The organism is Actinokineospora xionganensis (genome assembly GCF_014323725.1).
Classification (GTDB): Bacteria; Actinomycetota; Actinomycetes; order Mycobacteriales; family Pseudonocardiaceae; genus Actinokineospora; species Actinokineospora xionganensis.
Window position 1 is genome coordinate 68,270 of the sequence record NZ_JABVED010000001.1, and the last position, 21,652, is coordinate 89,921.

22 protein-coding genes are annotated in these 21,652 nt (G+C 70.1%); 10 read left to right on the forward strand and 12 right to left on the reverse strand.

Going from position 1 to position 21,652, the window contains the following annotated elements; translation table 11 throughout:
- Positions 1 to 83 precede the first annotated feature (83 nt).
- Genes GPZ80_RS00270 through GPZ80_RS00285 form a run of 4 tightly spaced genes read right to left on the reverse strand, consistent with a single transcriptional unit; the run spans position 84 to position 4,674 of the window.
- Positions 84 to 1,031 carry a carbohydrate ABC transporter permease gene (locus GPZ80_RS00270; protein WP_187217687.1) on the reverse strand — a complete coding sequence of 316 codons (948 nt, stop codon included), beginning with the start codon at positions 1,029 to 1,031 and terminating at the stop codon, positions 84 to 86.
- On the reverse strand, positions 1,028 to 2,311 hold the full coding sequence (locus tag GPZ80_RS00275; protein ID WP_187217688.1) for an ABC transporter substrate-binding protein: 1,284 nt from the start codon (positions 2,309 to 2,311) through the stop codon (positions 1,028 to 1,030). Before GPZ80_RS00275 ends, GPZ80_RS00270 begins: the two co-directional genes overlap by 4 nt.
- Before the next feature lie 11 nt (positions 2,312 to 2,322).
- On the reverse strand, positions 2,323 to 3,249 hold the full coding sequence (locus tag GPZ80_RS00280) for a DUF1996 domain-containing protein (protein WP_187217689.1): 927 nt from the start codon (positions 3,247 to 3,249) through the stop codon (positions 2,323 to 2,325).
- Between the two features lie 3 nt (positions 3,250 to 3,252).
- A complete protein-coding gene (locus GPZ80_RS00285; protein ID WP_187217690.1) occupies positions 3,253 to 4,674 on the reverse strand; it encodes a carbohydrate-binding protein in 1,422 nt (473 codons plus the stop codon).
- A 275-nt stretch (positions 4,675 to 4,949) separates the two neighbouring features.
- Here GPZ80_RS00285 and GPZ80_RS00290 point away from each other — a divergent pair, with 275 nt between their 5' ends.
- On the forward strand, positions 4,950 to 5,801 hold the full coding sequence (locus GPZ80_RS00290) for an oxygenase MpaB family protein (RefSeq protein ID WP_187217691.1): 852 nt from the start codon (positions 4,950 to 4,952) through the stop codon (positions 5,799 to 5,801).
- Complete coding sequence (locus tag GPZ80_RS33565; protein ID WP_222718728.1) at positions 5,798 to 6,427, forward strand: TetR/AcrR family transcriptional regulator; 630 nt, start codon at positions 5,798 to 5,800, stop codon at positions 6,425 to 6,427. The genes GPZ80_RS00290 and GPZ80_RS33565 overlap by 4 nt, the downstream gene beginning before the upstream one ends.
- Positions 6,428 to 6,492: 65 nt before the next feature.
- On the opposite strand, the gene GPZ80_RS00300 is transcribed toward GPZ80_RS33565, so the two are convergent.
- Genes GPZ80_RS00300 through GPZ80_RS00310 form a run of 3 tightly spaced genes read right to left on the reverse strand, consistent with a single transcriptional unit; the run spans position 6,493 to position 10,241 of the window.
- Positions 6,493 to 7,092, reverse strand: a complete 600-nt coding sequence (locus tag GPZ80_RS00300; RefSeq protein WP_312880035.1) for an acetoacetate decarboxylase family protein — start codon at positions 7,090 to 7,092, stop codon at positions 6,493 to 6,495.
- A 9-nt stretch (positions 7,093 to 7,101) separates the two neighbouring features.
- On the reverse strand, positions 7,102 to 8,790 hold the full coding sequence (locus GPZ80_RS00305) for a GMC oxidoreductase (protein WP_281401127.1): 1,689 nt from the start codon (positions 8,788 to 8,790) through the stop codon (positions 7,102 to 7,104).
- Positions 8,787 to 10,241 (reverse strand): flavin-containing monooxygenase, encoded by a 1,455-nt coding sequence (locus GPZ80_RS00310; RefSeq protein ID WP_187217692.1) that lies wholly within the window; start codon positions 10,239 to 10,241, stop codon positions 8,787 to 8,789. The genes GPZ80_RS00305 and GPZ80_RS00310 overlap by 4 nt, the downstream gene beginning before the upstream one ends.
- Positions 10,242 to 10,343: 102 nt before the next feature.
- Here GPZ80_RS00310 and GPZ80_RS00315 point away from each other — a divergent pair, with 102 nt between their 5' ends.
- Positions 10,344 to 11,372: an AraC family transcriptional regulator gene (locus tag GPZ80_RS00315; RefSeq protein ID WP_187217693.1), complete on the forward strand. Its 1,029-nt coding sequence runs from the start codon at positions 10,344 to 10,346 to the stop codon at positions 11,370 to 11,372.
- A gap of 89 nt (positions 11,373 to 11,461) precedes the next feature.
- Positions 11,462 to 13,030 (forward strand): alpha/beta hydrolase family protein, encoded by a 1,569-nt coding sequence (locus GPZ80_RS00320; protein ID WP_187217694.1) that lies wholly within the window; start codon positions 11,462 to 11,464, stop codon positions 13,028 to 13,030.
- Between the two features lie 13 nt (positions 13,031 to 13,043).
- On the opposite strand, the gene GPZ80_RS00325 is transcribed toward GPZ80_RS00320, so the two are convergent.
- Complete coding sequence (locus tag GPZ80_RS00325) at positions 13,044 to 13,691, reverse strand: phosphonatase-like hydrolase (protein ID WP_187217695.1); 648 nt, start codon at positions 13,689 to 13,691, stop codon at positions 13,044 to 13,046.
- Positions 13,688 to 14,245, reverse strand: a complete 558-nt coding sequence (locus tag GPZ80_RS00330; protein ID WP_187218279.1) for a GntR family transcriptional regulator — start codon at positions 14,243 to 14,245, stop codon at positions 13,688 to 13,690. Before GPZ80_RS00330 ends, GPZ80_RS00325 begins: the two co-directional genes overlap by 4 nt.
- 349 nt (positions 14,246 to 14,594) lie before the next feature.
- Here GPZ80_RS00330 and GPZ80_RS00335 point away from each other — a divergent pair, with 349 nt between their 5' ends.
- Positions 14,595 to 14,798: an SGNH/GDSL hydrolase family protein gene (locus GPZ80_RS00335; RefSeq protein WP_187217696.1), complete on the forward strand. Its 204-nt coding sequence runs from the start codon at positions 14,595 to 14,597 to the stop codon at positions 14,796 to 14,798.
- Between the two features lie 247 nt (positions 14,799 to 15,045).
- Here the strand turns inward: GPZ80_RS00335 and GPZ80_RS00340 are convergent, their stop codons facing one another.
- The 3 genes from GPZ80_RS00340 to GPZ80_RS00350 form a co-directional block, all read right to left on the reverse strand.
- Complete coding sequence (locus GPZ80_RS00340) at positions 15,046 to 15,453, reverse strand: STAS domain-containing protein (RefSeq protein WP_187217697.1); 408 nt, start codon at positions 15,451 to 15,453, stop codon at positions 15,046 to 15,048.
- Positions 15,454 to 15,527: 74 nt separating this feature from the next.
- Positions 15,528 to 16,322 carry an RNA polymerase sigma factor SigF gene (locus GPZ80_RS00345; RefSeq protein ID WP_187217698.1) on the reverse strand — a complete coding sequence of 265 codons (795 nt, stop codon included), beginning with the start codon at positions 16,320 to 16,322 and terminating at the stop codon, positions 15,528 to 15,530.
- Positions 16,319 to 16,762, reverse strand: coding sequence for an ATP-binding protein (locus GPZ80_RS00350; protein WP_187217699.1), 444 nt, complete (start codon positions 16,760 to 16,762; stop codon positions 16,319 to 16,321). The genes GPZ80_RS00345 and GPZ80_RS00350 overlap by 4 nt, the downstream gene beginning before the upstream one ends.
- Before the next feature lie 260 nt (positions 16,763 to 17,022).
- Between GPZ80_RS00350 and GPZ80_RS00355 the strand changes: the two genes are divergently transcribed.
- The 5 genes from GPZ80_RS00355 to GPZ80_RS00370 all read left to right on the forward strand — a co-directional run bounded on the left by GPZ80_RS00355 (position 17,023) and on the right by GPZ80_RS00370 (position 21,648).
- Positions 17,023 to 17,382 (forward strand): hypothetical protein, encoded by a 360-nt coding sequence (locus GPZ80_RS00355; RefSeq protein WP_187217700.1) that lies wholly within the window; start codon positions 17,023 to 17,025, stop codon positions 17,380 to 17,382.
- Between the two features lie 27 nt (positions 17,383 to 17,409).
- Entirely contained in the window at positions 17,410 to 18,624 is a 1,215-nt protein-coding gene (locus tag GPZ80_RS00360) for a glycosyltransferase (RefSeq protein WP_187217701.1), read from the forward strand.
- Positions 18,625 to 18,669: 45 nt separating this feature from the next.
- Positions 18,670 to 18,795 (forward strand): hypothetical protein, encoded by a 126-nt coding sequence (locus tag GPZ80_RS33230; RefSeq protein ID WP_281401128.1) that lies wholly within the window; start codon positions 18,670 to 18,672, stop codon positions 18,793 to 18,795.
- A 116-nt stretch (positions 18,796 to 18,911) separates the two neighbouring features.
- Positions 18,912 to 20,594: a SpoIIE family protein phosphatase gene (locus GPZ80_RS33235; protein ID WP_187217702.1), complete on the forward strand. Its 1,683-nt coding sequence runs from the start codon at positions 18,912 to 18,914 to the stop codon at positions 20,592 to 20,594.
- 130 nt (positions 20,595 to 20,724) lie between these two features.
- Positions 20,725 to 21,648 carry an anti-sigma factor RsbA family regulatory protein gene (locus GPZ80_RS00370; protein WP_187217703.1) on the forward strand — a complete coding sequence of 308 codons (924 nt, stop codon included), beginning with the start codon at positions 20,725 to 20,727 and terminating at the stop codon, positions 21,646 to 21,648.
- The last annotated feature ends 4 nt before the right edge of the window (positions 21,649 to 21,652 follow it).

Below are 21,652 nucleotides of genomic sequence, written 5' to 3' on the forward strand. Positions count from 1 at the left end.
GACGCAGTGGAGATGGCGTTCCCAGGCTCGTGTGGTGCCGTCGGGAGCGGGCCGGGTCGTGGGTTCGTCGCTCATGAGGTGTCCTATTCGCTTGACCGGATACGGCGGGTCAACACGAAGTTCACGGCGGCGATGATCACGGTGATCAGGAACAGCGTCCATGCGATCGCCGCTCCATAGCCGTACCGGCCGTTGGTCCAGAACTGTTGGTACAGGTACAAAACGATCGTCTGGAACTGCCGTTCCGAGCCGCCGTTGTTGTTGCGGGTGGTGTCGAACAGGAACGGTTCCGCGAACAGTTGCAGGGCTCCGATGGTGGAGACTATGACGGTGAAGATGATCGTCGGCCGCAGGCTGGGCACGGTGATGTGCCAGAACTGCTGCCACCTGCTCGCCCCGTCGATCGACGCCGACTCGTACAGGTCGTACGGGATCGTCTGCATCGCCGCCAGGTAGATCAGGGCGTTGTAGCCCGTCCAGTGCCACATGACCATCACCGACACCGCGAGCCACGACGACCAACTGTCCGCCCGCCAGTCGATCGGACTGTCCACAAAGGGCTGAAGCAGCCAGTTCAGCAGCCCGAAGTCGCGGGCGAACATCTGGTTGAAGATGAGCGCCACGGCCGCCACCGACGTCACGTACGGGACCAGCACCCCCATGCGCAGAGCCAGTCGTCCGCGCAGGCGGTAGTTCAGCAGGTGCGCGATGCCGAGCGCCAGCAGCAGTTGCGGGACCGTCGACACCAGGCCGATGCCGAGAGTGTTGATCAGCGCGTTGTGGAAGTTCTCGTCCGACAAAAGGGTGCGGTAGTTCTCCAAACCCACCGACACGTCCGCGCTGCCCGGTCTGCGCGGGCTCCACGCCGTCGTCGAGATGATCGCCGTGTACGCCAGGGGAAACAGCCCGAACACGGCGAACAGCAGGAAGAACGGCGAGATGTACAGGTACGGCGAGACCGTCAGGTCAAGCCGGTGGAGTCGGGACCGCCACGGTTGGCGGTCCCGACTCCGCTGGAGCCCGGCCGTCATCCCGCGGCGGCCTTGATGTCGCCCAGTGTCTTGCGCCAGGCCTCGTTCGGGTCGGTGCCCTGTTCGACGCTGTTCAGGGCAGCGGCGAAGATGTTGCCGATGACGCCGCTCTCCGGACCCTGCACCTGGGCAGGTGCCTTCGCCAGGGACTCCGGGAAGATGGTTCCGGCGGGCGCGTTGTTGAAGAACGGCGAGGTGAACCCGGCGACCTCCTTGTCCTTCCACGTGCTCTGCTGGCTCGGGAAGTTGCCGATCGCCTTGAACAGCTTGACGCCCTGCTCGGGGGCGGTCAGCCACCTGGCCAGCTCGACGGCGGCCTTGGTGTTCTTGCCCTGGCTGGGAACCGTGACGTAGGAGCCGCCCCAGTTGCCGGAGCCGCCGGGGATCTTCGCGATGTCCCACTTGCCGCTGGTCTCCGCGGCGTTGCCCTGGATGTAACCCATCATCCAGGCTGGGCAGGTGATCGTGGCGAACTGGCCACGCTGGAACCCGGTGTTCCACTCCGGTGAGAACTCCGGCAGCGCCGCCGACTGGCCCGCCTGGATCGCCTTCACCGCCAGGTCCCACGCCTTGCGCACGGCCGGGTTGGTCTCGGCGATGAGCTTGCCCTCGGCGTCGTAGAAGGTTTCCTTCTCGTTGCCCAGGACTCCCATGAACACGTGCCCACCCGCGTCGAACCACTTCACACCCTGCGGCGCCTTCGAACCGAAGCGGGACCCGGTGGCGACGTAGTCCTCCCAGGTAGGCCACAGTGCGGACACGGCGGCCCGGTCGGTCGGCAGACCCGCGGCGGCGAACAGATCCGTGCGGTAGCACATCGCGAGACCGCCGATGTCGGTCGGCAGCCCGATCAGCGCCTTCCCGTCCGGTGTGGACGCCCGCGCGACGACCGCGTCCGTCCACTGCGCGGTGTCGACGCCCTCGTCGCGGAAGTTGACGAACTTGTCCGGCTGGCCGATGTAACCGGCTACCTGCCCGACCTCGATGAGTTCGATGTCGGCGGCGCCGCTGCCCGCGGTGAGGCGGGCTTGGATGTTCTTGTGGTGGGTGCCGAAGTCGCTGCGGTTCTCCACGATCTTGACGCCGGGATGGGTCCGCTCGTACTCGTCGTAGATGGACCTGTCGTTCGGTAAGGAGAAGTTGTCACCGAAGACGTTGACCGTGAGGGTGACGGGACCGGACTGCGCGGTCTGGCCACTGTCGCCGCACGCCGTGAGCGCCAGGGCGCCCACGGCGAGCGTCGCGACAACGGCCATGCTCGGCCGCCGTGCGTTGTGCATGGTGTCTCCTGTTACTGCTGGATGGGGATTCCGTCGGTGCCGCACACGTAGCCGGCCTTGATGCAGTTGTCGACCCGGCGCTGCAACTCGCCGGGATCCCAGGCGTTGAGGAAATCGCCGTGGAAGGTGTAGCCCGGCGCGGTGGTGACGTTGACGCCGTTCCGCGTCCCCGCAAGGGAAAGACCGCCGCCGCTGACCGGATAGGTGATCAGGAACTCCAGCCTGGGCAGCACCACGGGGTGGCTGCTCGGGCAGACTCCCGCGACCGCGAACGCCATATGGTCACGGTGGTTGGGTGAGTCCAGCCGGGACCCGTCCCAGCAGGTCGGGAAGTCGAGGTAGTTCTCCAACTTCGACCCGGCAGGGCAGGAACGGAAATCCCGACTGGACTCCGGATACCCGACACACGACCAGCGTGCGGCCGGGTTCTGGTCCGGGCTGGTGGCCAGCGCGTTGCCGATCACGTAGCGCAGCCCCTGCGGATGGGCGACCGCGCGCGTGTGGTCGGTGATGCCCTGGTAGTAGATCGTCACGCGCTCCGGCGCGACCGGTGTCCCGTTCTGGTAGAGGGTCGGCACCCAGTAGGCGGACTTGTCCGACACCGGGTCGCAGTTGGTTCCGCCCAGCCGCAGCGATTGCAGCGTCGAATGGGCGTCGGTCGTGGTGTTCCCGAAGAACTCGTGGATATGGGAGACACCGGCCCGGCCGGGGAAGACGATCGGGTCGTCCCCGCGCCGGTGACTGCTGCGGCACTCGGCCCGAAACTCCGAACCCCGCAGCGGAGCCGCCTGCTGCGCCACCATCGCGGCCGCCTGATCCTCACTCGGCGCGCCACCGTGTCCACTGTGGTCGATGGTCTCGGCGTTGCCGATCACCGCCGTGGTCAGGCATGCGGCGATCGCCAGGCCGACGGTCAGTTTGAGCAGTCGGGTGGCCATGGCTCACTTCCCGAAGGTGAACCAGTTCAGGTTGACGAAGTCAGCGGGCTGGCCGCTGGCGAACGTCACGTACACGTCGTGGACCCCGGTGACGCCGCTGATGTTGGCCGGGATCGTCCGCCAGCTCTGCCAGCCGCCGGTGTTGCCGATGGCGAAGCTGCCGATGGGCGGGTTGGTGCGACTGTCGAGCCGGACTTCGACCAGCCCGCTCACCCCGCCCGCCGCACCCGAGGCGGCGCGCGCCACGAACTGCGTCGCAGGTGAGCCGGAGCCGAAGTCGATGCCCCGGTACAGCGCCCAGTCCCCGTTGCCGATCGCGCCGAGGTGTCCGCCGCCGCCGGTGTCCTGGGCGGTGTAGACGCTCATGCCGGACTGCTGCTGGAACGCCTCCGCCTGGATCGTGCCGTAGGCGCTGCCCCCGCCGGGCGGCGGTGTCGTGGTGGTCGTCGGGGGAGTGGTGGTCGTGGTGGGCGGCGCGCCGCCGCTGGTCCACACGGCGACGTAGTCGACGACCATCGGGTGCCCGGGGACCGTCGCCCCGGTCGGGGTCGCATGCCCCGCGACCCCGTCCGGGAACGCGCCGCCGATGGCGACGTTGAGCAGGATGAAGTAACCCGCGTGCGCGGTCATGTTCTGCCACGCGTCGGCGGGCATCTGGTTCTGGCTCACCGAGTGGAACTGCTGCCCGTCGACATACCAGCGCAGTTGGTTCGGCGAGACGCTCTGGTCCCACTCGAACCGGTAGGTGTGGAACGCCGACTGGCACGAGGCGCCCGGGCACACCCGGCTCGCGCCGAGGCCGTTCGTCTCGTTGCACGGGCCACCCGGGTTGACTCCACAGTGGAGCACGCCCCACACGGAGTTGATCCCGTTGACGTTCTCCATGATGTCGAACTCGCCGATGCCCGGCCAGTTCCAGTAGTTCCCGCGGTAAGGCGAGCCCAGCGCCCAGAACGCGGGCCAGTAGCCGAGGGCGGCCTGCCCGGTCACGTTGGGCATCTGCACCCGGCCCTCGATGCGCAGGATGCCGCCCGCGGGGGCCTTGAAGTCGCCTCGGTGAGTTTCCAGGCGCGCCGACGTCCAGTTCCCGGCGGCGTCGCGCCGAGGCGTGATGCGCAGGTTCCCGGCGCCGTCGAGGCTGACGTTGTTGGGGTTGTTGGTGTGGGCGGCAATCTCGCCGGTGCCCCAGTTGCCTGGGCCGCCGGGGTAGCCGTGGCCGAGATCGAAGATCCAGTTCGCCGAGGACGGCAGTTGTCCGGCGGCGCCGTTGAAGTCGTCGCTCCACTGCAGTGTCCACCCGGCAGGGGTCGGGGGGACGGCGGCCTGGGCGGAGACGGTGAGAGGGATGACGACGGCCAAGGCGGCGACGGCGGCGCCGATCGCGAAGCGGCCGCGGCGGGGTGGGGAGAGGGAGAAGACGGGCATGGGCGGTGACCTCCAAGTCACGGGCAGGGAAACCCATGTTGCGGTGCACAACAAATCTTGCCGAGTCTGATGAAAGCGCTCTCACGGCCGAATGTCAACGGCTCGGTACGCATCCGTAAAACTGGTCGGGTACAGCGTGACCGCTGGTTGTACTCCCGCGGTGACTCAGCCGGGGGACGACGCCACCGTCGCACGCGCCGCGACGTGGCCAGGTCGTTGCCAGCCTCAGCACGCGGGTCTTGTGAAACAAAGCGACGAATTTGTACCATCGTCACATGGATGCGACCGAAATGCCGGGACCTGGCTCGCTGCACTGGCGCTACGGGGGTGACCGGCGCGGCTACTTGCTCTTGGTCAGGGCTGGTTTGCTGCAGCTGATGCACCCGGGACTCGGGGCCGGGGTCGAGCAGCACTCGGACTTCTTCAACGAGCCCTGGCAGCGCGTGCTGAGGTCGGTGCCGCAGATCCAGGGCACCACGTTCGACTGGCCCGAGGGTGGGGCCACCGCGCGCAAGATCCGGGATTACCACACGGAGATCAAGGGCATTGATCAGCAGGGCAGGCGCTATCACGCCCTCGATCCCGAGGTGTACTTCTGGGCGCACGCGACGATCTTCGACGCGCTGTTCCAGTCGATCGACATGTTCGGCAAGCCGCTGAGCGAGGCGGACAAGGACCGGCTCTACGCCGAGGGCTGCGAGATATACCGGGCCTACGGCGTCAGCGACCGGGTCATGCCGCCGAACTGGCCCTCGTTCCAGGCGTACTTCGACAGGATGTGCCGGGAGCGGCTGGAGATCACCCCGGCGGCCCAGGCGCTCATCGACTTCAGCAAGAACCCGCCGAAGGAGTTCCCGCTGGTGCCCGCGCCGATCTACCGGCTGCTGCGCAAGCCCAGCGGCAATCTGCTGTGGTGGCTGTCGGTGGGCACGCTGCCCGCGTCGGTCCGCGAGCGCATCGGCGAGTCCTGGACCGACGCCGACCAGCGCAGGTTCGACCGTGTCCGTCGGGTTGTCAGCTCTGGTTGGTCGGCCGTGCCATCACGGCTGCGCCACACCGCGCGGGCACGGCAGGGGTATCTGCGGACCGGGTCGGGCCCGGAGGTCGCCAGTAGGCTCACGGTGTGAGATCGCCGGACTCCGCCAGCCTCCTCGACCTCGTCACCGCCGCGACCGACACCGACGCGGTGGGCGAGACGATCCTCGACGCCGCCCTCGCCGAGATGCTCGACTTCGGGCTGCGCCGCACCAACGTCGAGGTCGTGGCCAAGCGCGCGGGCGTGTCCCGGGCAACGGTGTACCGCCGGTTCGAGACGAAGGACGCGCTGATCCAGGCCGTGCTGGTACGCGAGAGCCATCGGTTCTACACCGTGATCGCCGAGGCCGTCTCCACGCTGCCGACGGTGGCCGAACGGTTGGTCGAGGGTTTCGTCGTCGGCGTCCGCCACGCCCGCACCGAGCCGCTGATGAACCGGCTGCTCGCGACCGACCCCGAGGCCCTGCTGCCGTACCTCACCACCCACGGGTACGCGGTCGTCGCGGCGTCGCGGGACTTCCTGGTGTGGCAGGGCGAACAGGTCGCGGGAAAGTTGCTCCCGGTGGAGAACCGCGATCCGGCGGGGGTCGCGGAGATCTTCGTCCGGCTCGCCATCTCCTTCACCCTGACCCCGCAGACCTGCATCCCGTTCGACTCTGACGAAGACATCCGAAGGTTCGCGACCAGCTATCTCGCGGTGCTCATCCGTGACGCCTGATCACCTCGGCGAACCGGGCGGCGGGTCCGGCCGACTCGGGGCGGTCGTCGGGCCGCGGTCCAGGCTCAGGCGCGACCGAAACGCATGCGGAAGTCCAGTAGGGCGAAGCTGGCGAACGGGCGCCTGCCGTCGAGGTAGCCCAGTGGTCCGTTCGGGTCGATCTTCCAGGCTGCCCGCGCGGGCGCGAGTCGGCCGCTGGCACGCACCGGGCTCTTCTTCGGGCCCGCCTGGATGACCGAGAAGCTCGCGGGCAGCCGAAACGGAAACCGTCCCAGGACGCGGTATTCGGCCTCCGCGATGGGTCCTTCGGCCGTCCGGGCGCTCGCGGTGAATCGTGAACCATGGGTCATGTCGAACTCGGCCAGGTCCTTCGGGATGTTCCACAGCGCCCGACCACCCGCGACGGACACCGGGCTGTCCACCCAGATGTGGGTGATCGACGCCGCCAGGCCATCCCGGACGGGGACAGTCGCCATTATCTCGCGGTAGCTCAGCACCCCACCCTCCTGGTAGTCCACCCAGGCGGTCACCACGAAACCGTTGCCGCCCACCACGATCGGTCGGACACCGGCGGGCAGCTCCGGCAGCGCGGAGACAGGCAGCTTCCAGGCCGACAGGTAGGCCTGGCCGACCATCTGCCACGGCTCCGGCGGGTAACTCTCCACAATGGACTCCTAAACCAGCCGTAGGGCGCCGGGCGCCGAGGTCGGGACGGTGGGCCGGACCGGTGGGACGGGCGCGACCCGCTGGTACGCGGACCCGAGTTCCGGCCGCGGGTCCGGCTCGCCCTTGTTGGGCCAGAACGACATCGCCCGCTCCGCCTGCGCGGTGATCGTCAGCGACGGGTTCACCCCGAGGTTCGCCGACACTGCCGACCCGTCCGCGACATGCAGTCCAGGGTGTCCGTAGACCCGCTGGTACGGGTCGATGACCCCGGTCGAAGGGGAGTCGCCGATGACGCAGCCGCCGATGTAGTGCGCGGTCGACGGGATGTTGACCACGTCCATGTACGTCCCGAGGGTGTCGCCGTCGATCTTGTCGGCGTAATGCTTGTTCGCCTCGTGGCCGATCGGGATCCAGGTCGGGTTCGGGTCGCCGCCACCCTGCCGCGTCGACAGGTGTTTGCCGAACAGGCCGCGTTTGCGGAACGAGGTCAGCGAGTTGTCCAGCGACTGCATCACCAGCAGGATCACCGACCGCTCGGCCGCGCCGCGGAAGTTCAGCGACCGCAGGAAACGCAGTGGGTGGGCGAGCACCATCAGCACGAACCGCAGCCAGCGCATCCGGCCGCCGTCGACCATGGGGGCGGCCAGCGCGAACATAGCGTTCTGGCCCTTGCCGTAGTGGCAGACCTCGATGTGGGTGTCCGGCCGCGGGTGGATCGACGACGTGATGGCGATGCCCTGCGCGAAGTCGTCTCGGGTGCGGCTGCTGGCGGTGAGGATCGCCTCGGAGTTGGTCCGGGTCAGCTCACCGAGGCGGTCGGAGATCCGGGGCAGCGTGCCGCTGTCCTTCATGGCGTGCAGCAGTTTCTGCGTGCCCAGCGCCGCGGCCGAGAACACCACCTGCTCGGCGGTGAACGTCCGGCGCTGCTTGCGGAGCAGCCTGCCCGAGCGGACGGCGGTGATCTCGTAGCCGCCGTCGATCGGCTTGACCTCGGTCACCGTGGTCATCGGGTGGACGTCGGCGCCGCCCTGCTCGGCGAGGTAGAGGTAGTTCGTCGTGGTGGTGTTCTTCGCCCCGACCGGGCAGCCGGTGAAGCACCGCGCGCAGTGGGTGCAGCCGGTGCGCTCCGGGCCCGCGCCGCCGAAGTACGGGTCGGCGACCCGCTTGCCCTCCTCGCCGAAGAACACGCCGACCTGCGTCGGGTGGAACGTGTCCAGGACGTTCATCTCCACCGCGACCTGCCGCAGCACGTCGTCGGCCGGGGTCATCCGCGGGTTCGTCGCCACGCCCAGCATCCGCTTGGCCTGGTCGTAGTAGGGCGCGAGTTCGCTCTTCCAGTCGGTGATGTGCGACCAAGACCGGTCGGTGTAGAAGTTCTCCAGCGGCTCGTAGAGCGTGTTGCCGTAGATCAACGAGCCGCCGCCCACACCGGCGGCGCTGAAGATGGCGCACTTGCCGACGACACTGACCCGCTGCGGCCCGGTCATCCCCAGCTTCGGCGCCCAGATGGAGTCACGCAGGTGCCAGTTGGACTTGGGGAAGTCCTGCGGCTCCCACCGCCTGCCGGACTCCAGCACCGCGACCCGGTATCCCTTCTCGGTCAGCCGCAGCGCGCTCACGCTTCCGCCGAAGCCGGACCCGATCACGACCACGTCATAGTCGAAGGAGGGCATCTCCGCCTGCTTTCCTCGGCTCATGCCGATTCCCATGCCGTGTGGTGGTAGTCGTCCGGGTTCAGTGTGCGCGTGGCCAGCCGGTACGCGCTCACCGTGCCCGGCCAGTTGTTGGTGATCCGCCCGGCGGCGGTGCGGTACCAGCTCGAACAGGTCGTCCACACCGAACGGGCCAGCCGGGCCTGGATCCTGCGGTCATACCCGTCGGCGACCTCCGCGCGAACCTCCAAAGAGGACCGCCCGTCCAGCCGGAGCACCGCTTGGCGGATGTAGCGCGCCTGCGACTCCAGCATGTAGACGATCGAGCCGACCCCGAGGTTCGTGTTCGGCCCGTACATCATGAACAGGTTGGGGAACCCCGGCACCGCCATGCCGAGGTAGGCGTGCGCGCCCTCGCTCCAGGTGTCGGTCAGCTTCTGGCCGTCGACGCCGTGTACGGCCATCGGCGCGAGGAACTCCGTCGCCTTGAAGCCGGTGCCGTAGACGATCACGTCCACCTCGTGGACGACCCCGTCCGCCGTGCGGACCCCTTCGGGGACGATCTCGGTGATCGCCGCAGTCTCGACCGACACGTTCGGCTGGGCCAGCGCGGGCAGGTAGTCGCCGGAGAACAGGCCGCGCTTGCAGCCGGGTTCGTGGTCCGGGGCCAGCTTGGCGCGCAGCACCGGGTCCGGCACCTGCCTGCGGAGCTGGAACCGGGACAGCGCGGCGAACGCCCGCCCCATGGGCTTGGCGTCCACCAGCGCCAGCGACAGCACCTCGCAGAACAGCCAGAACGCGAACCGCTCCGCCTTCTGGGTGACCGGGAACGCGCGGAACATGGTGTGCCGCCACGGCCGGTACTCGACCTGGGGGCGCGGCAGGATCCACGGCGCCGACCGCTGGAACACCGTCAGCCGATCCACCTTGGGCTGGATCTCCGGGACGAACTGCACCGCGCTGGCGCCGGTGCCGATCACGGCGACGCGCTTGTCCGTGAGGTCCACCGAGTGGTCCCAGGTCGCCGAGTGGAACGCCGGTCCGGCGAAGGACTCGAGGCCTGGGATATTCGGCATGGCGGGGCGGGAGAGCTGGCCGGTCGCGGGGACGAGGACATCGGCGGTGATTTGCTCGCCCGCCGCCGTGTCGATCTGCCAGCGGCCCTGGTCGAAGGTCACGGCGGTGACCTCGACGCCGAAGCGCAGGTGCGGGCCCAAGCCGTACTTGTCCACGACTCGCTTGAGGTAGTCCTGGATGTCGGGCTGGCGGGAGAAGCGCGAGGGCCAGGCGGGGTTCGGCTCGTAGGAGAACGAGTAGTAGGGCGAGGGGATGTCGCAGGCCGCGCCGGGATAGGTGTTCTCCCGCCAGACGCCGCCGACCTCCGTGCCCTTCTCCAGGATGGTGAACGAGTCGATGCCCGCCCGCTTGAGCTCGATCGCCATGCCGATCCCGCCGAACCCGGTGCCGATGATCACGACCTGTGGCGTCTGCGTCATGGTCTCACGCTAAGGCCGGTCGGTGCCCCCGGCTAAGAGAACCGCGGCCGGGAAATCGAGAATTTCGGCCATTCGAGCCGCCGGTGATCCATACTTTCGGCCATGGTGGAGCTCGGGCGGCCAGTAGTCGCCGAATGGACCTTCCCGCGCGCGGCGGGCAGCGTGCTGCTGATGATCCGGTTCGCCGAGGAACACGGGGTCGCGGCGGCCGACGTGCTGCGCGGCAGCGCGCTCACCGAATCGGCGCTGGCCAGGCCGGACGTGCAGCTCGAGGCCCACCAGGAACTCGCCGTCGTTCGCAACCTGGTCCGCCTGCTCGGGCGACGCCCGGCGCTCGGCGTGGAGGTCGGGCTCCGCTACCGGGTCACCACGTTCGGGATTTTCGGCTTCGCCTGCGTCAGCAGCCCCACGGTCCGGGACATGATCGCGTTCGCGCTGCGCTACTGGGACCTCAGCTTCGCCTTCTGCATCCCGGTCGTGCACGTCGACCGCGAGGAGATCCGCTGGGAGCTGCGCGACGACCGCGTCCCCGCCGACGTGCGCGCCTTCCTGGTCCAACGCGACATGTCGGCCATGTACAAGGTGATGTCCGACCTGCTCCCGGAGCCGATCCGGCTGCGCTGGCTGGAGCTGCGCTTCCCCGAGCCGCCGGGCTGGCCCGACGATGCGTTCGGCGTGCACCCGACGTTCGACGCGCCCGCGAACCTCGCCGCCCTCGAGCTCAACCTCGACCAGCCCCTGCCGCAGGGCGACGAGCACACCGTGGCGCTGTGCGAGGCGCAGTGCCGTGACCTGGTCGCCCGCAACCGGGCGCGCACCGGCATCGCGCGCGAGGTCCGCGACCGCCTGATCAAGGTGGGCGGCGCGGCGACCATGGACGAGGTCGCACACGCGCTCGCGCTGAGCCCGCGCACCCTGCGCCGCAAACTCGACGACGCGGGCACGAGCTACCGCGCGCTGCTCGACGAGGTCCGCGAGACGCTGGCGGAGGAGATGCTCGCGACCGGCGCCCTGTCGGTGCACGACGTCGCGCTACGCCTCGGGTACGCGGAGGCGTCGAGCTTCATCTACGCCTTCAAGCGGTGGAAAGGCACCACCCCGGCCGCGTACCTGCGGGCAGTCAAGAACTGAACGGCGAAAAATAGTCATGTCCCCGTGACGCTTGGGCGAATGGCTCGTTAAGCGGGCTACACGTCGTCCGCACCGCGATCGGAGCCGGTATGGGAACGAAGTCCACGGGATTCGGTCGGCTGCGCGTGGCGGCGATCGTGGTGGCCGCCGCGGTGGCGACGGTCGTCGCCGCGCCCATCTCACAGGCGGCGTCCACGGTCTCGAACGGCTGCGTCACCGGTGTGCCTGATCCCGGGACGACGGTGCCGGTCCAGATCTGCTACACGATCTTCCGACCCGAGAGCGCCTCCAGCGCGAACCGGGTGCCGGTGGTTTTCCACAGCCATGGATGGGGCGGCAGCCGCACCACCGCGCCGGAGGGTTTCGCCGATTTCCTGGGCGCGGGCTTCGGTGTGCTCAGCTTCGACCAGCGCGGGTTCGGGGAGAGCGGCGGAGTCGCCCAGTTGGAGAACCCGGACTTCGAAGGCCAAGACGTGCAGCGGCTCGTCGACGTCGTCGCCGGGCTCGACTGGGTCAAGATCCAGCGGCCGGGAGACCCGGTGATCGGCGCGATCGGCGGCTCCTACGGCGGCGGCTACCAGTTCGTCGGCGCGTTCGGCGAACTCCGCGATCGCGGCGCCACTCGGTTCGACGCGCTCGCCCCCGAGATCACCTGGCACGACCTGGGCGAAAGCCTTGCGCCGCAAGGCGTTCCGCGGACCCTGTGGGCACTGCTGCTCTACGCGGCCGGGACGCCGTCCGCCGCGAATTCCCAAGCCGCGACCGTCGGCCTCGTCGAGGCGTCGGCGACCGGCAACTGGCCGCCGAGCCTGGCGGCGTTCATCGCGAAGAACGGTCCCGCCTGGCACGTCTCGCAGGGGCGCAAGCTGAACATCCCGGTCCTGTTCGGACAGGGCGAGACCGACAATTTGTTCCCACTCGACCAGGGGCTGAAGAACTTCCAGCGGGCACTGACCCCGGGCGCGCGGGCCCGCAGCATCATGGTCGGCTACAACGGTGGGCACACGCTGCCCAGCGTGCTGCCCATGGGCGCGCCCGACGCCGCCGCGTTCCTCGCCGCCACCGCCGCGGGCGGGCTGCCCACCGACGACCCGTGCTCGAAGAAGCTGAACAACAGCAACTTCCGGGCGCTGTCACTGCGCTTCTTCCAGGAGGAGCTGCAGGGCAAGTCGACCGGCTTGGTCGGGCGCGGGCTCTACCACCTCGCCACCCTGGGCGGCCGCTGCCTCACCCTGACCGACACCGCCGCCACCAAGTCCGTGGGGCTGGGCTCGGTCGTGAACACGGTCGGCCTCGGGGTCCCGCTGCACTACCCGATCGCCTCCGGCCCGATCACCATCGCGGGGACGCCGACGCTCGACGCGAAGGTCACCTCGCTCTCGCTCGACAGCAGGCTGATGCTCGCCCTGTCCGTCGGCACCTCGCCGCTCGACGCGCGGATCGTGCAGAACAACATGCTCCCGCTGCGCGAACCCGGGATCGTCCTCGGCAAGACCCGGACCGGCGTGGAACTGCCGTCGATCGCGGTGGACGTGCCCGCGGGCAAACACCTCTACCTGACGGTGTCGCCGTTCTCGGACATGTCGTTCGGGCACGGCAGCCGTCTGCCGGGCGCGATGGCCCTCAGTGACGTGGTGGTCAACCTGCCCGTGCGGTGACCCCGGGGCGCGTTCAGCCGAGCAGGGCAGGCAGGTCGGCGACGCTGGGCAGGAGATGTGTGTGCCGGACCGCGCCCAGAGAGGTGGCGTCGAGGCCGCCGCTCAACACGCCCACGACCATCGCGGCCCCGGCGTTGGTTCCCGCTTCCAGGTCGCGCACGGTGTCCCCGGCCGTGAGCACCCGGCGGACATCCCGGGCGCCGGTCAGCTCCATCGCGCGGAACACCATGTACGGCGCGGGTCGTCCTGCCGCCACGTCGTCCACACAGACGACCGCGTCCACGACTGAGTCGTCCACCCCGACGACGGCCGGCAGCGAATCGGTGATCCCTCGGTCGAACCCGGTCGTGAGCGCGATCTTGATCCCGTCCGCCCGCAGTTTCGCGAGTGCCCCGCCGACACCGGGCAGCAGGTGCGGCGGCCGGGCGGCGTAGGCGGCGGCCAGCCGGGAGCCGAAGTCCGCCAACGCGCCATCCACAGTGGACTGATCGGAGGCCATGCCCGCGATCGCCTCGCGCTTGTCGCCCCCCATCCACCGCTGGATGTCGGCCTTGGTCGGCGAACCGCCCGCCGCCCGTACGGCTTCCTCCAGCGCGACATAGACCGCCGAGTACTCCTCGACGGTGGTGCCCGCGGTGTCCAGGACGACGAGTTCGATCACGAAGCCGACTTCTCTCGCTCGGTGGCCGGGCGCCGGCTGCGCACCAGCGCGGGCTGGGCGGCCTGGTGGGAGTTCTCGGTGGTGAAACTGATCATGTCCGGGCGGTACCGGTCGTCGGAGTACTCGATCTCCTCGCCCCCGGACCCTCGGGCGAGCCGCCGTTCACGGAGCAGGGGAGCACCGAGCGGGACGCCGAGCAACTCGCTGTCGGTCTGGTCGGCGGCGACCGCGTCGATCAGGTGGTGGGCGACGGCGATGTCCACGCCCTGATCCGCCAGGTATGCGTAGATCGAGCCGGAGTCGCAGTCGAAGTCGAACAGCAGCCGCCCGGCCGACTCGACGAACGTGGACCGCTCGGCCATGGTCGGCCGGTCGTCGATCAGGCGCAGCCGCACCAGTTGCACGACCGGGGTGCCCTCGTGGATGTGCAACGGGTCGGCCACTTCGGCGGGCGCTGGCCGCAGTGCGACATCGAGGGGCCGCTGACCCGCCGTACGGTCGAGACCGTCGACCCACCGGGAGAACGACGGGAACGTGTCGAACGGCTGGCTCAGCGCCTGCCTGCGCCGCCCTGGACGGCCAGGTCCTGGGCACGGCGTCGACCGACCCGTTCGAGGCCGTCACCCTGAAGCCGAGGGTGGACGAGACGGCATCCCGAGCGACGTGCTGGGCCACAACTACGCGGGCAACGTGGCCAAGGCTTTGGGCGCCCGGTTGGACGACCGCAGTTGCGGCTCCGCCCACGCCCGCGCACATGACCACACCGCGGTCGACCCAGCTGTTCGGCACCAACCCGCCCCAGTTCGACGGCCTCACGACGACCCGCGGGCCGCTGACCGTGACCGACCCGCTCGGCAACCGGTGTGAGCACCACAACAACTCGCGACCGGCACCGACAAGCTGGTGGCCAAGATCGACGAGATCGCGCCGAAGATCGCGGCGGTGATCGAGGGCGTCCGGGCGCGTGCGGGCCACGACGTGTGTCAGCTGCCGTGGAACCGGTGGGTGGAGCCGGTGCTGCCTGCGGCGCCCACCACGCCGTTCCACCCGAACCAGTCGGGCCAGCGTGGCGTCGCGGACCTGGTCCTGACCATCCTAGGAGCCTGAACGAACCCTCGCGCTACCAAACGCACCCAAGGGGACCGCGACGACACCTGACCACGGTTGCCCACGAACCTGCACCATCACCCGCCGGGTGACTCAAACCCAAAATTCCGGGGAGGCGGAACTGCAAAGCGGTTCCCGGTGGTCGGGGGGCGTGCCACCGGGAACCGCTCGCTAGCCCTATCGGAGTAGAGGGGTGTGGCGTTAGCAGTAACCCGATAAAAATTTTCCGGGTCTGTCCAACCGCTGGTCAGGTGCCGTCAACGGCCTCGTCCACGGCTTCGTCGACGGTGCCGTGGAGATCGAGTTCGGTGTTCAGCCCGGTTAGCTCCAGGGGCCGCAGGACGGCGGTCCCGGAGGCCACGATGGGCAGCCGGACGCCGCGCGCGGCGGCGTTGGCGGTGTGCTGCACGAGGATCGTGATGCCCGCCGAGGACAGGAACGTCACCCCCGACAGGTCGACCACGACCCGTCGGTGCCCGCCGCCGGCGGTCTCGGCGAGGCTGCGGTCCAGCGCGGGGGCGGTGAGCATGTCGATCTCGCCGGTCACCAGCAGGATCACGGTGTCGACCGACGCCTGCCGCGCGGTCACCTCGAGGCCGGGCACGACCATGGCCGAGTCGGTCACGGCGGCGGTGGGCTCGTCGGGCTCGGTCATGGTGGCACTCCCTCGGGTCGCAGCGCCAACACTACCGTCGCGGGGCCGATCGACCCAGCCGGCGGACCGTCCCCTCAGGAGTCTGCGATCCCGTCGCGGAGTCCTTTCAGCGTTTTGGCGAGGAGTCGGGACACGTGCATCTGGGAGAGACCGACGCGGTGGGCGATCTCGGTCTGGGTCATGTTGCCGTAGAACCGAAGGATCAGGATCCGGCGTTCCCGGGCGGGCAACTGGTTGAGCAGCGGCCGCAGAGTCTCGTGGTACTCGACGCCGTCGAGGGCGTCGTCGTCGACACCGAGCCGGTCGGCCATGGCGGTGTTGTCCTCGCCGGGGCTCAGAATCTCGTCAAGGGACTGCGACCGGTAGACGTTCCCGGCCTCGATCCCCTCGTATACCTCCTCTTTGGACAGACCGAGGTGCGCGGCGATCTCACTGGGCGTCGCCGCCCGGCCCAGCTGCTGCGCCAGCTCGGAACTCGCCGTGCTGACCGCGAGATGGCGTTCCTGCAGGCGCCGGGGAACCCGGACCGACCATCCGGTGTCGCGGAAGTGGCGCCGCACCTCGCCCATGATCGTGGGGATGGCGAAGGACAGGAACTCCGTGCCGCGGTCGGGATCGAAGCGGTCGACCGCGTTGATCAGGCCGACGGTGGCGACTTGGAGCAGATCGTCGTGCGCTTCGCCGCGGTGGCTGAACCGCTGCGCGATGTGCTCGGCGACGGGCAGGTGTCCGGTGACGAGTTCGTCACGCAGCGCGGCCTTTTCGGGCCCGGGCTCAAGTTGCGCCATCTTCTCGAACAGCGGCCGCAGGTGGGCGTAGCCCTCGGAGGAGTCCCGCCACGCGGCGTTGACCAGGTGTGGGTGGGTCATGGCGCGCTCCCGCCTCTGCGCACAAGCACGTCGATGCGCAGCAACGGAAGCGGGCGGGACGTGTCGACGCCGTGCGTGATGTCGTCCACCAGGGAGACCAGCAGCCCCCAGCCCAGGGTCGTGTCGTCGATCGGCCGCGCGTCGAACCCCTCGACCGCGGCGGCGAACCGGATGGTGCCCGGCTCGATCTCGAACCGGCAGACCAGCTGGGTGCCCGCCACCGCCCGGTCCACCAGCAGGGAACAGGCCTCGTCGACGATCAGCTTGACATCGGCGATCGCCTCGATGTCGTAGTCCTCGCGCATCGCGATCGCGCCCGCCACCGTGCGCACCAGCGGCATCTCGGCCATACCGACAGTGAGCTCCACCAGGCGCGACGTAGCGGTCGCCCTGTGTTCGCCGGTGGGCCCGAGCAGGGCACGGCCAAGGTGGTCGGTCACATATGTGGACTACCCACGATCGGGTCATGCCAACCGGTCACGCCCACTCAGGGGTGAATCGGTCGAGGTGTCGAAAACCAGGGAACGGGTAGTCATTCCGTAAGCGATCAATGACAGTCGGCTGAAGGGGCGTCATGGACAGCTTCGTCTTATTCCTTGTGCTCGGTATCGTTCTGGTGGCCGTGGATGGGCAGATCATCTACCGCGCCGGATCGCGATACCTCGAAAACTCTTACACAGACGACAGTTCAGCGGGTTCGATGGCCCGTCTGGTGTCGGTTCTGTTCCACCTCGCGGTGCTCGGTGTGCTGGCGCTGCTCTCGACCATCGACTTCTCCGCGGACAGCCCGATCGAGTCCGTCGTCATCCGCCTGGGCGTGCTGCTGCTGGTTCTCGCGATCGGCCACGCGATCGCCATCAAGGTCCTGACCCGGATGCGCGACCGGCTCGACGCCGAGGGGATGTCGGCGCGGCGGTTCGAGCACACCGAGGCCGTCGAGCACGCCGACCCCATCGACCGGGTCGAGCCCGCCGATCCGGAGATCATGGTCCCGCCGAACGACAACAGGACCGCGCCCACCGTTCGCGGGCCGCATCGCGACCCGAGCCCGCCCCGCTGACGAGTCGCCATCGGACAGGAGCCCGTCATGAGAATCGCGATGGTCTCGGAGTGCGCGGATCCACCCATCGCGCCGCGCGAGCCGGACGACGAGCACGGCGGGCGGGTCGCCGACCTGGCCGCGGCCCTCGCCCGACATGGCCACGACGTCACGGTGTACACCCGGCGGGCCGACCCGGACCAGCAGGAGATCGTCCGCGTCGACGGCGGCTACGACGTGGTGCACGTCCCGGCGGGCCCACCGCGTCCGCTGTCCCGTGACGACCTGCTGCCGACGATGGGCCAGTTCACCCGGTTCCTCCTCGCGCGCTGGCGCGAGGACCCGCCGGACGTGGCGCACGCGCACTGCTGGAGGTGCGGGCTCGCCACGGTTCTGGCGGGGCGCAGGCTGGACATCCCCACCGTGCAGACCTTCTCGACGCCGGGCTCGCGCCAAGGGGCGGCGGGGCACACCGGTTCGGCCGAGCGGATCGAGACCGAGGAGCTGATCGGGCGGCGGGCCGACCGGATCGTGGCCCGCTGCACCGACGAGGTCTTCGAGCTGACCCGGAGGGGAGTGCCCCGCTCGAAGATCGCCATGATCCCCGCGGGCGTCGACGTCCACCGGTTCGCCCCGTCGGGGCCGACCGCCCCGCGCGAACTCGGTCATCGCCTGGTGGCGCTTGGGGAGTTGTTGCCCCGCAACGGATTTCAGTCCCTCGTGCAGGCCATGCCGATGCTGCCCGACACCGAGCTGGTGATCGCGGGCGGGCCTGCCGGGGCGGCCCTGGCCGCGCACCCGCATGCCGCGGCGCTGCTCGACGATGCGGCGCGGCTCGGTGTCGGCGACCGGGTCTGGCTGGCGGGTCAGGTGAGCCCGGCGGACGTGCCCGCCCTGCTGCGCTCCGCCGACGTGGCCGCGTGCGTCCCCTGGTCCGAGGCGTCCGGCACAGCGCCCCTGGAAGCCATGGCCTGCGGGCTGCCGGTGGTCGCCACCGCCGTCGGCGCGCTGAACGACACGGTGGTCGACGGGGTGACCGGCCTGCACGTGCCGCCGCGCGACCCGGTGGCCCTCGCCTCGGCCGTGCTCGCCCTGCAGGCCGACGACGCCGGTCGGGCCGCGCTGGGACTGGCGGGCCGCGACCGGGTGCGGGCGCGGTACCGGTGGGATCGCGTCGCTCTCGACGCCGTCCGCGTGTACGCGCGGGCGCGCTCGGACATCGGTCACCCGACCGGGGGAAATGCGCTGCGGGTTGAGGCATGACCGGGCCGCCGTGGGGTACCTCGCCCGCAGAGGAGGCGAGATCCGATGCCCGACCCGCTGCCACAGCCGAGACCCGACGACGAGGCGGCCGACCCCGCCGGGGGCGTGACCATCCCGAGTCCGCGTGACGAGGAGGAACTCGAGCCCACGATCGTCCTCGGCCGCGAGTAAACCTCGGCGAACCACCGCGCGAACAGTCTCGCCACGCTTTGTCGCCGCGCCCGGCGCCTGACATGATCGGGCCCCGAGCGGGGTCGCTCCCGCCCACAGGTGGAAGGCGTGGCGCGATGGCCGACGACGCGGTGCCCTGGGAGATGATCGGGCGCGCGTTCGACACCGCGCCCGCCCAGGTGCTGGTCGTCACCGGGCCGGACCATGTCCTGCGCTATGCCAACGAGTCCGCGGTGCGGGTCGGGGGACACCGCGGGATCGGCGAGCCCGCCCGGACCGGCTTCGCCGACGTCGAACGGGCCGACACGCTGATCGAGCAGCTGGACCGCGTGCTCGACACCGGTGAGCCGGTGGACGTGCGCGAGTCCCGGCTGCGGTTCGTGGTCGACGGCGCCCCCTGCGAGGCGGTGGTCCACTACAGCCTCTCGCCGCTGGTCGGCGGCGCCGGTGCTCCGGTCGGCGTGCTGATGATCGCCGTGGACATCACCGACGAGGTGACGGCCCGCGACGAGCTGCGTGGGCTGGCCGAGCGCAGGCGGATCGCCTTCGACCGGGTCGCGCTCCTGGCCCGGGTCACCGAGGCGGTCAGCGTCGCCGACGACCCGCGCGCCGAGCTCGCCGCCTTGGCCGACATCGCCGTCCCACAGCTCGCCGACAGCTGTCTCGTGTTCACCATCGACGACACGGCGCCCCCGGACCCGAACGGCATGGTCCTCACCACCGTCGCGCGCACCCAGGTCGACTCGCTTCCGGTGCCGCCGCCCATGCGGGTGCGGTCGCTGGATGTCACCGGCTCCTGCCCGGTGGCGACCGCTATCCGCACCGGCGTGGTCGCGCACTGGCAGGGTCCGCCCGAGCGGCCGCCGTGGTCGCCCGGGCTGCGGCTCGACGAGTGGCACCGCGGCAACCGCGTGCACGCCGCCGTCGCACTGCCGCTGCACACCGAGTCGCAGATGGTCGGGGTCGCGCTGTTCGGCGTGTGCGCGCCGCGCGGGCCGATCGGTGACGAGGACGCCGACTTCCTGGCGCTGCTCGGGGCGTGGCTCAGCAAGCCGCTGGCCCGCGGCAGGCGCCAGCAGCGCACGCGCGACGTCGCGGCCACCCTGCAGGGCGCGATGATCACCGACCCACCCACGGTCCCGGGAGTCGCCCTCGCCGTGCGCTACCAGCCCGCCCAGTCCGGCGTCGCGGTCGGCGGCGACTGGTACGACGCGTTCGAACTGCCCAACACAGACCTGGTGCTCGCCGTCGGCGACGTCGCGGGCCACGACATCGGCGCCGCGGCGACCATGGGGCAGCTGCGGGCGGCGCTGCGGGCCATCGCCTTCGACGACGCCCTGCGCCCCGGCGGCGTCCTGTCCCGGCTCGACACCGTCGTCGAGGGCCTGGACATCGCGCCGTTCACCAGCCTCGTCCTGGCCACCCTCGAACGCCGCCCCGGGCTTCCCGCCCGGCTGCGCTGGAGCAACGCGGGACACCCTCCCCCGCTGCTGATCGGCCCGACCGGCCCGCCCGAGTACCTCACCCGGGGCGCGGGGCGCGTCATCATGGGCGTGCTGCCCCGGCCCACCCGCACGACGGCGAGCATGGTCGTCATCCCCGGCACGACGGTCGTGATGTTCAGCGACGGGCTGGTGGAGAACCGGGCCCGCTCCATCGATGAGGGGCTGGCTGAGCTTGCTGTCCTGGCCGACCGTGCCCGCGACCTGTCCGTCGACGAGCTCAGCGAGTACCTGCTCGAACACTCGAGCGGCAACACCGACGACGACATCGCCCTGCTGGTCGCCCGACTCGATTAGTCCGCCTCCAGTCCTGCATGGACCGTGGCGACGGGAGTACCGTGAACCGGCGAAGAAGTCATGTCGCGCCCTTCGTGTCCCCGCGCCACCGGACCGGCGCCGACCAAAGTCTCCGTTGGAGGTGTCGCCGGTGCCCGACCCGGCCCCGCCCGGTCACAGCGTGGCGTTCTACCGCGACGAACCGAGCTACGTGACGGCGGTGCTCCCGTTCGTCGTCGGCGGTCTGGACGCCGCCGACGCGGTGGCTGTCGCGGTGCCGCAGCCGAATATCGACATCCTGCGCGCCGCGCTGACCCCGGCGGCGTCCAGAGCGGTCGAGTGGATCGACATGTCGCTCGCCGGGCGCAATCCGGGGCGGATCATGACCGGCGTCCTGGGGGCGTTCGCCGACAAGCACCGCGACGAGACGGTGCGCATCGTCGGCGAGCCGGTGTGGCCGGGCCGCAGCTCCGAGGAGTATCCCGCGTGCGTGCAGCACGAGGCGCTGATCGAGGACGCGTTCGCCGGTCGGCCGGTGTCCATCCTGTGCCCCTACGACATGGCGGTCGGGCCCGCGGCGCTCGCCGACGCCATGGCCACGCACCCGTCGATCCTGGAGGGCGCGCGGGGCACGCCCAACCCGTACTACGACCGCCACCGCGCGCTGGCCGCGCACAACGTCCCGCTGCCCGTCCCGGACCACGCCCGGACGTGGTCGGTCACCCCGTTCGACATCGCCGCGCTGCGCGTCGCCGTGGCGGACCTCGCCGCGACCGCCGGGCTGACCGCGGGACGCATCCAGGACGTCGTGTTGACTGTCGTGGAGCTGGCGACCAACAGCATCGAACACGGCTCCGGCACGGCGACGCTGTCGCTGTGGGAACGCTCCGACGCGCTCATCGTGCGTAACTGGGACGCGGGGATCATCAGCGACCCGCTCGCGGGCAGACGCACGGTCGCACCGACCCGGGGCCGCGGTCGGGGCCTGCTGCTGGTCAACGCCGGAGCCGACCTGGTGCGCACGCACGTCGACGAGGCGGGCACCACGATCCAGGCCTGGTTCCGCCGGGGCTGACCGG

Coding starts and splice junctions, on each gene's coding strand:
- GPZ80_RS00275 (WP_187217688.1), bottom strand. CDS start 2,311: ATGCACAACGCACGGCGGCCGAGCATGGCCGTTGTCGCGACGCTCGCC.
- GPZ80_RS33230 (WP_281401128.1), top strand. CDS start 18,670: ATGCCCGACCCGCTGCCACAGCCGAGACCCGACGACGAGGCGGCCGAC.
- GPZ80_RS00270 (WP_187217687.1), bottom strand. CDS start 1,031: ATGACGGCCGGGCTCCAGCGGAGTCGGGACCGCCAACCGTGGCGGTCC.
- GPZ80_RS00340 (WP_187217697.1), bottom strand. CDS start 15,453: ATGACCGAGCCCGACGAGCCCACCGCCGCCGTGACCGACTCGGCCATG.
- GPZ80_RS00305 (WP_281401127.1), bottom strand. CDS start 8,790: ATGAGCCGAGGAAAGCAGGCGGAGATGCCCTCCTTCGACTATGACGTG.
- GPZ80_RS00280 (WP_187217689.1), bottom strand. CDS start 3,249: ATGGCCACCCGACTGCTCAAACTGACCGTCGGCCTGGCGATCGCCGCA.
- GPZ80_RS33235 (WP_187217702.1), top strand. CDS start 18,912: ATGGCCGACGACGCGGTGCCCTGGGAGATGATCGGGCGCGCGTTCGAC.
- GPZ80_RS00360 (WP_187217701.1), top strand. CDS start 17,410: ATGAGAATCGCGATGGTCTCGGAGTGCGCGGATCCACCCATCGCGCCG.
- GPZ80_RS00290 (WP_187217691.1), top strand. CDS start 4,950: ATGGATGCGACCGAAATGCCGGGACCTGGCTCGCTGCACTGGCGCTAC.
- GPZ80_RS00345 (WP_187217698.1), bottom strand. CDS start 16,322: ATGACCCACCCACACCTGGTCAACGCCGCGTGGCGGGACTCCTCCGAG.
- GPZ80_RS00355 (WP_187217700.1), top strand. CDS start 17,023: ATGGCCCGTCTGGTGTCGGTTCTGTTCCACCTCGCGGTGCTCGGTGTG.
- GPZ80_RS00315 (WP_187217693.1), top strand. CDS start 10,344: ATGGTGGAGCTCGGGCGGCCAGTAGTCGCCGAATGGACCTTCCCGCGC.
- GPZ80_RS00310 (WP_187217692.1), bottom strand. CDS start 10,241: ATGACGCAGACGCCACAGGTCGTGATCATCGGCACCGGGTTCGGCGGG.
- GPZ80_RS00285 (WP_187217690.1), bottom strand. CDS start 4,674: ATGCCCGTCTTCTCCCTCTCCCCACCCCGCCGCGGCCGCTTCGCGATC.
- GPZ80_RS00320 (WP_187217694.1), top strand. CDS start 11,462: ATGGGAACGAAGTCCACGGGATTCGGTCGGCTGCGCGTGGCGGCGATC.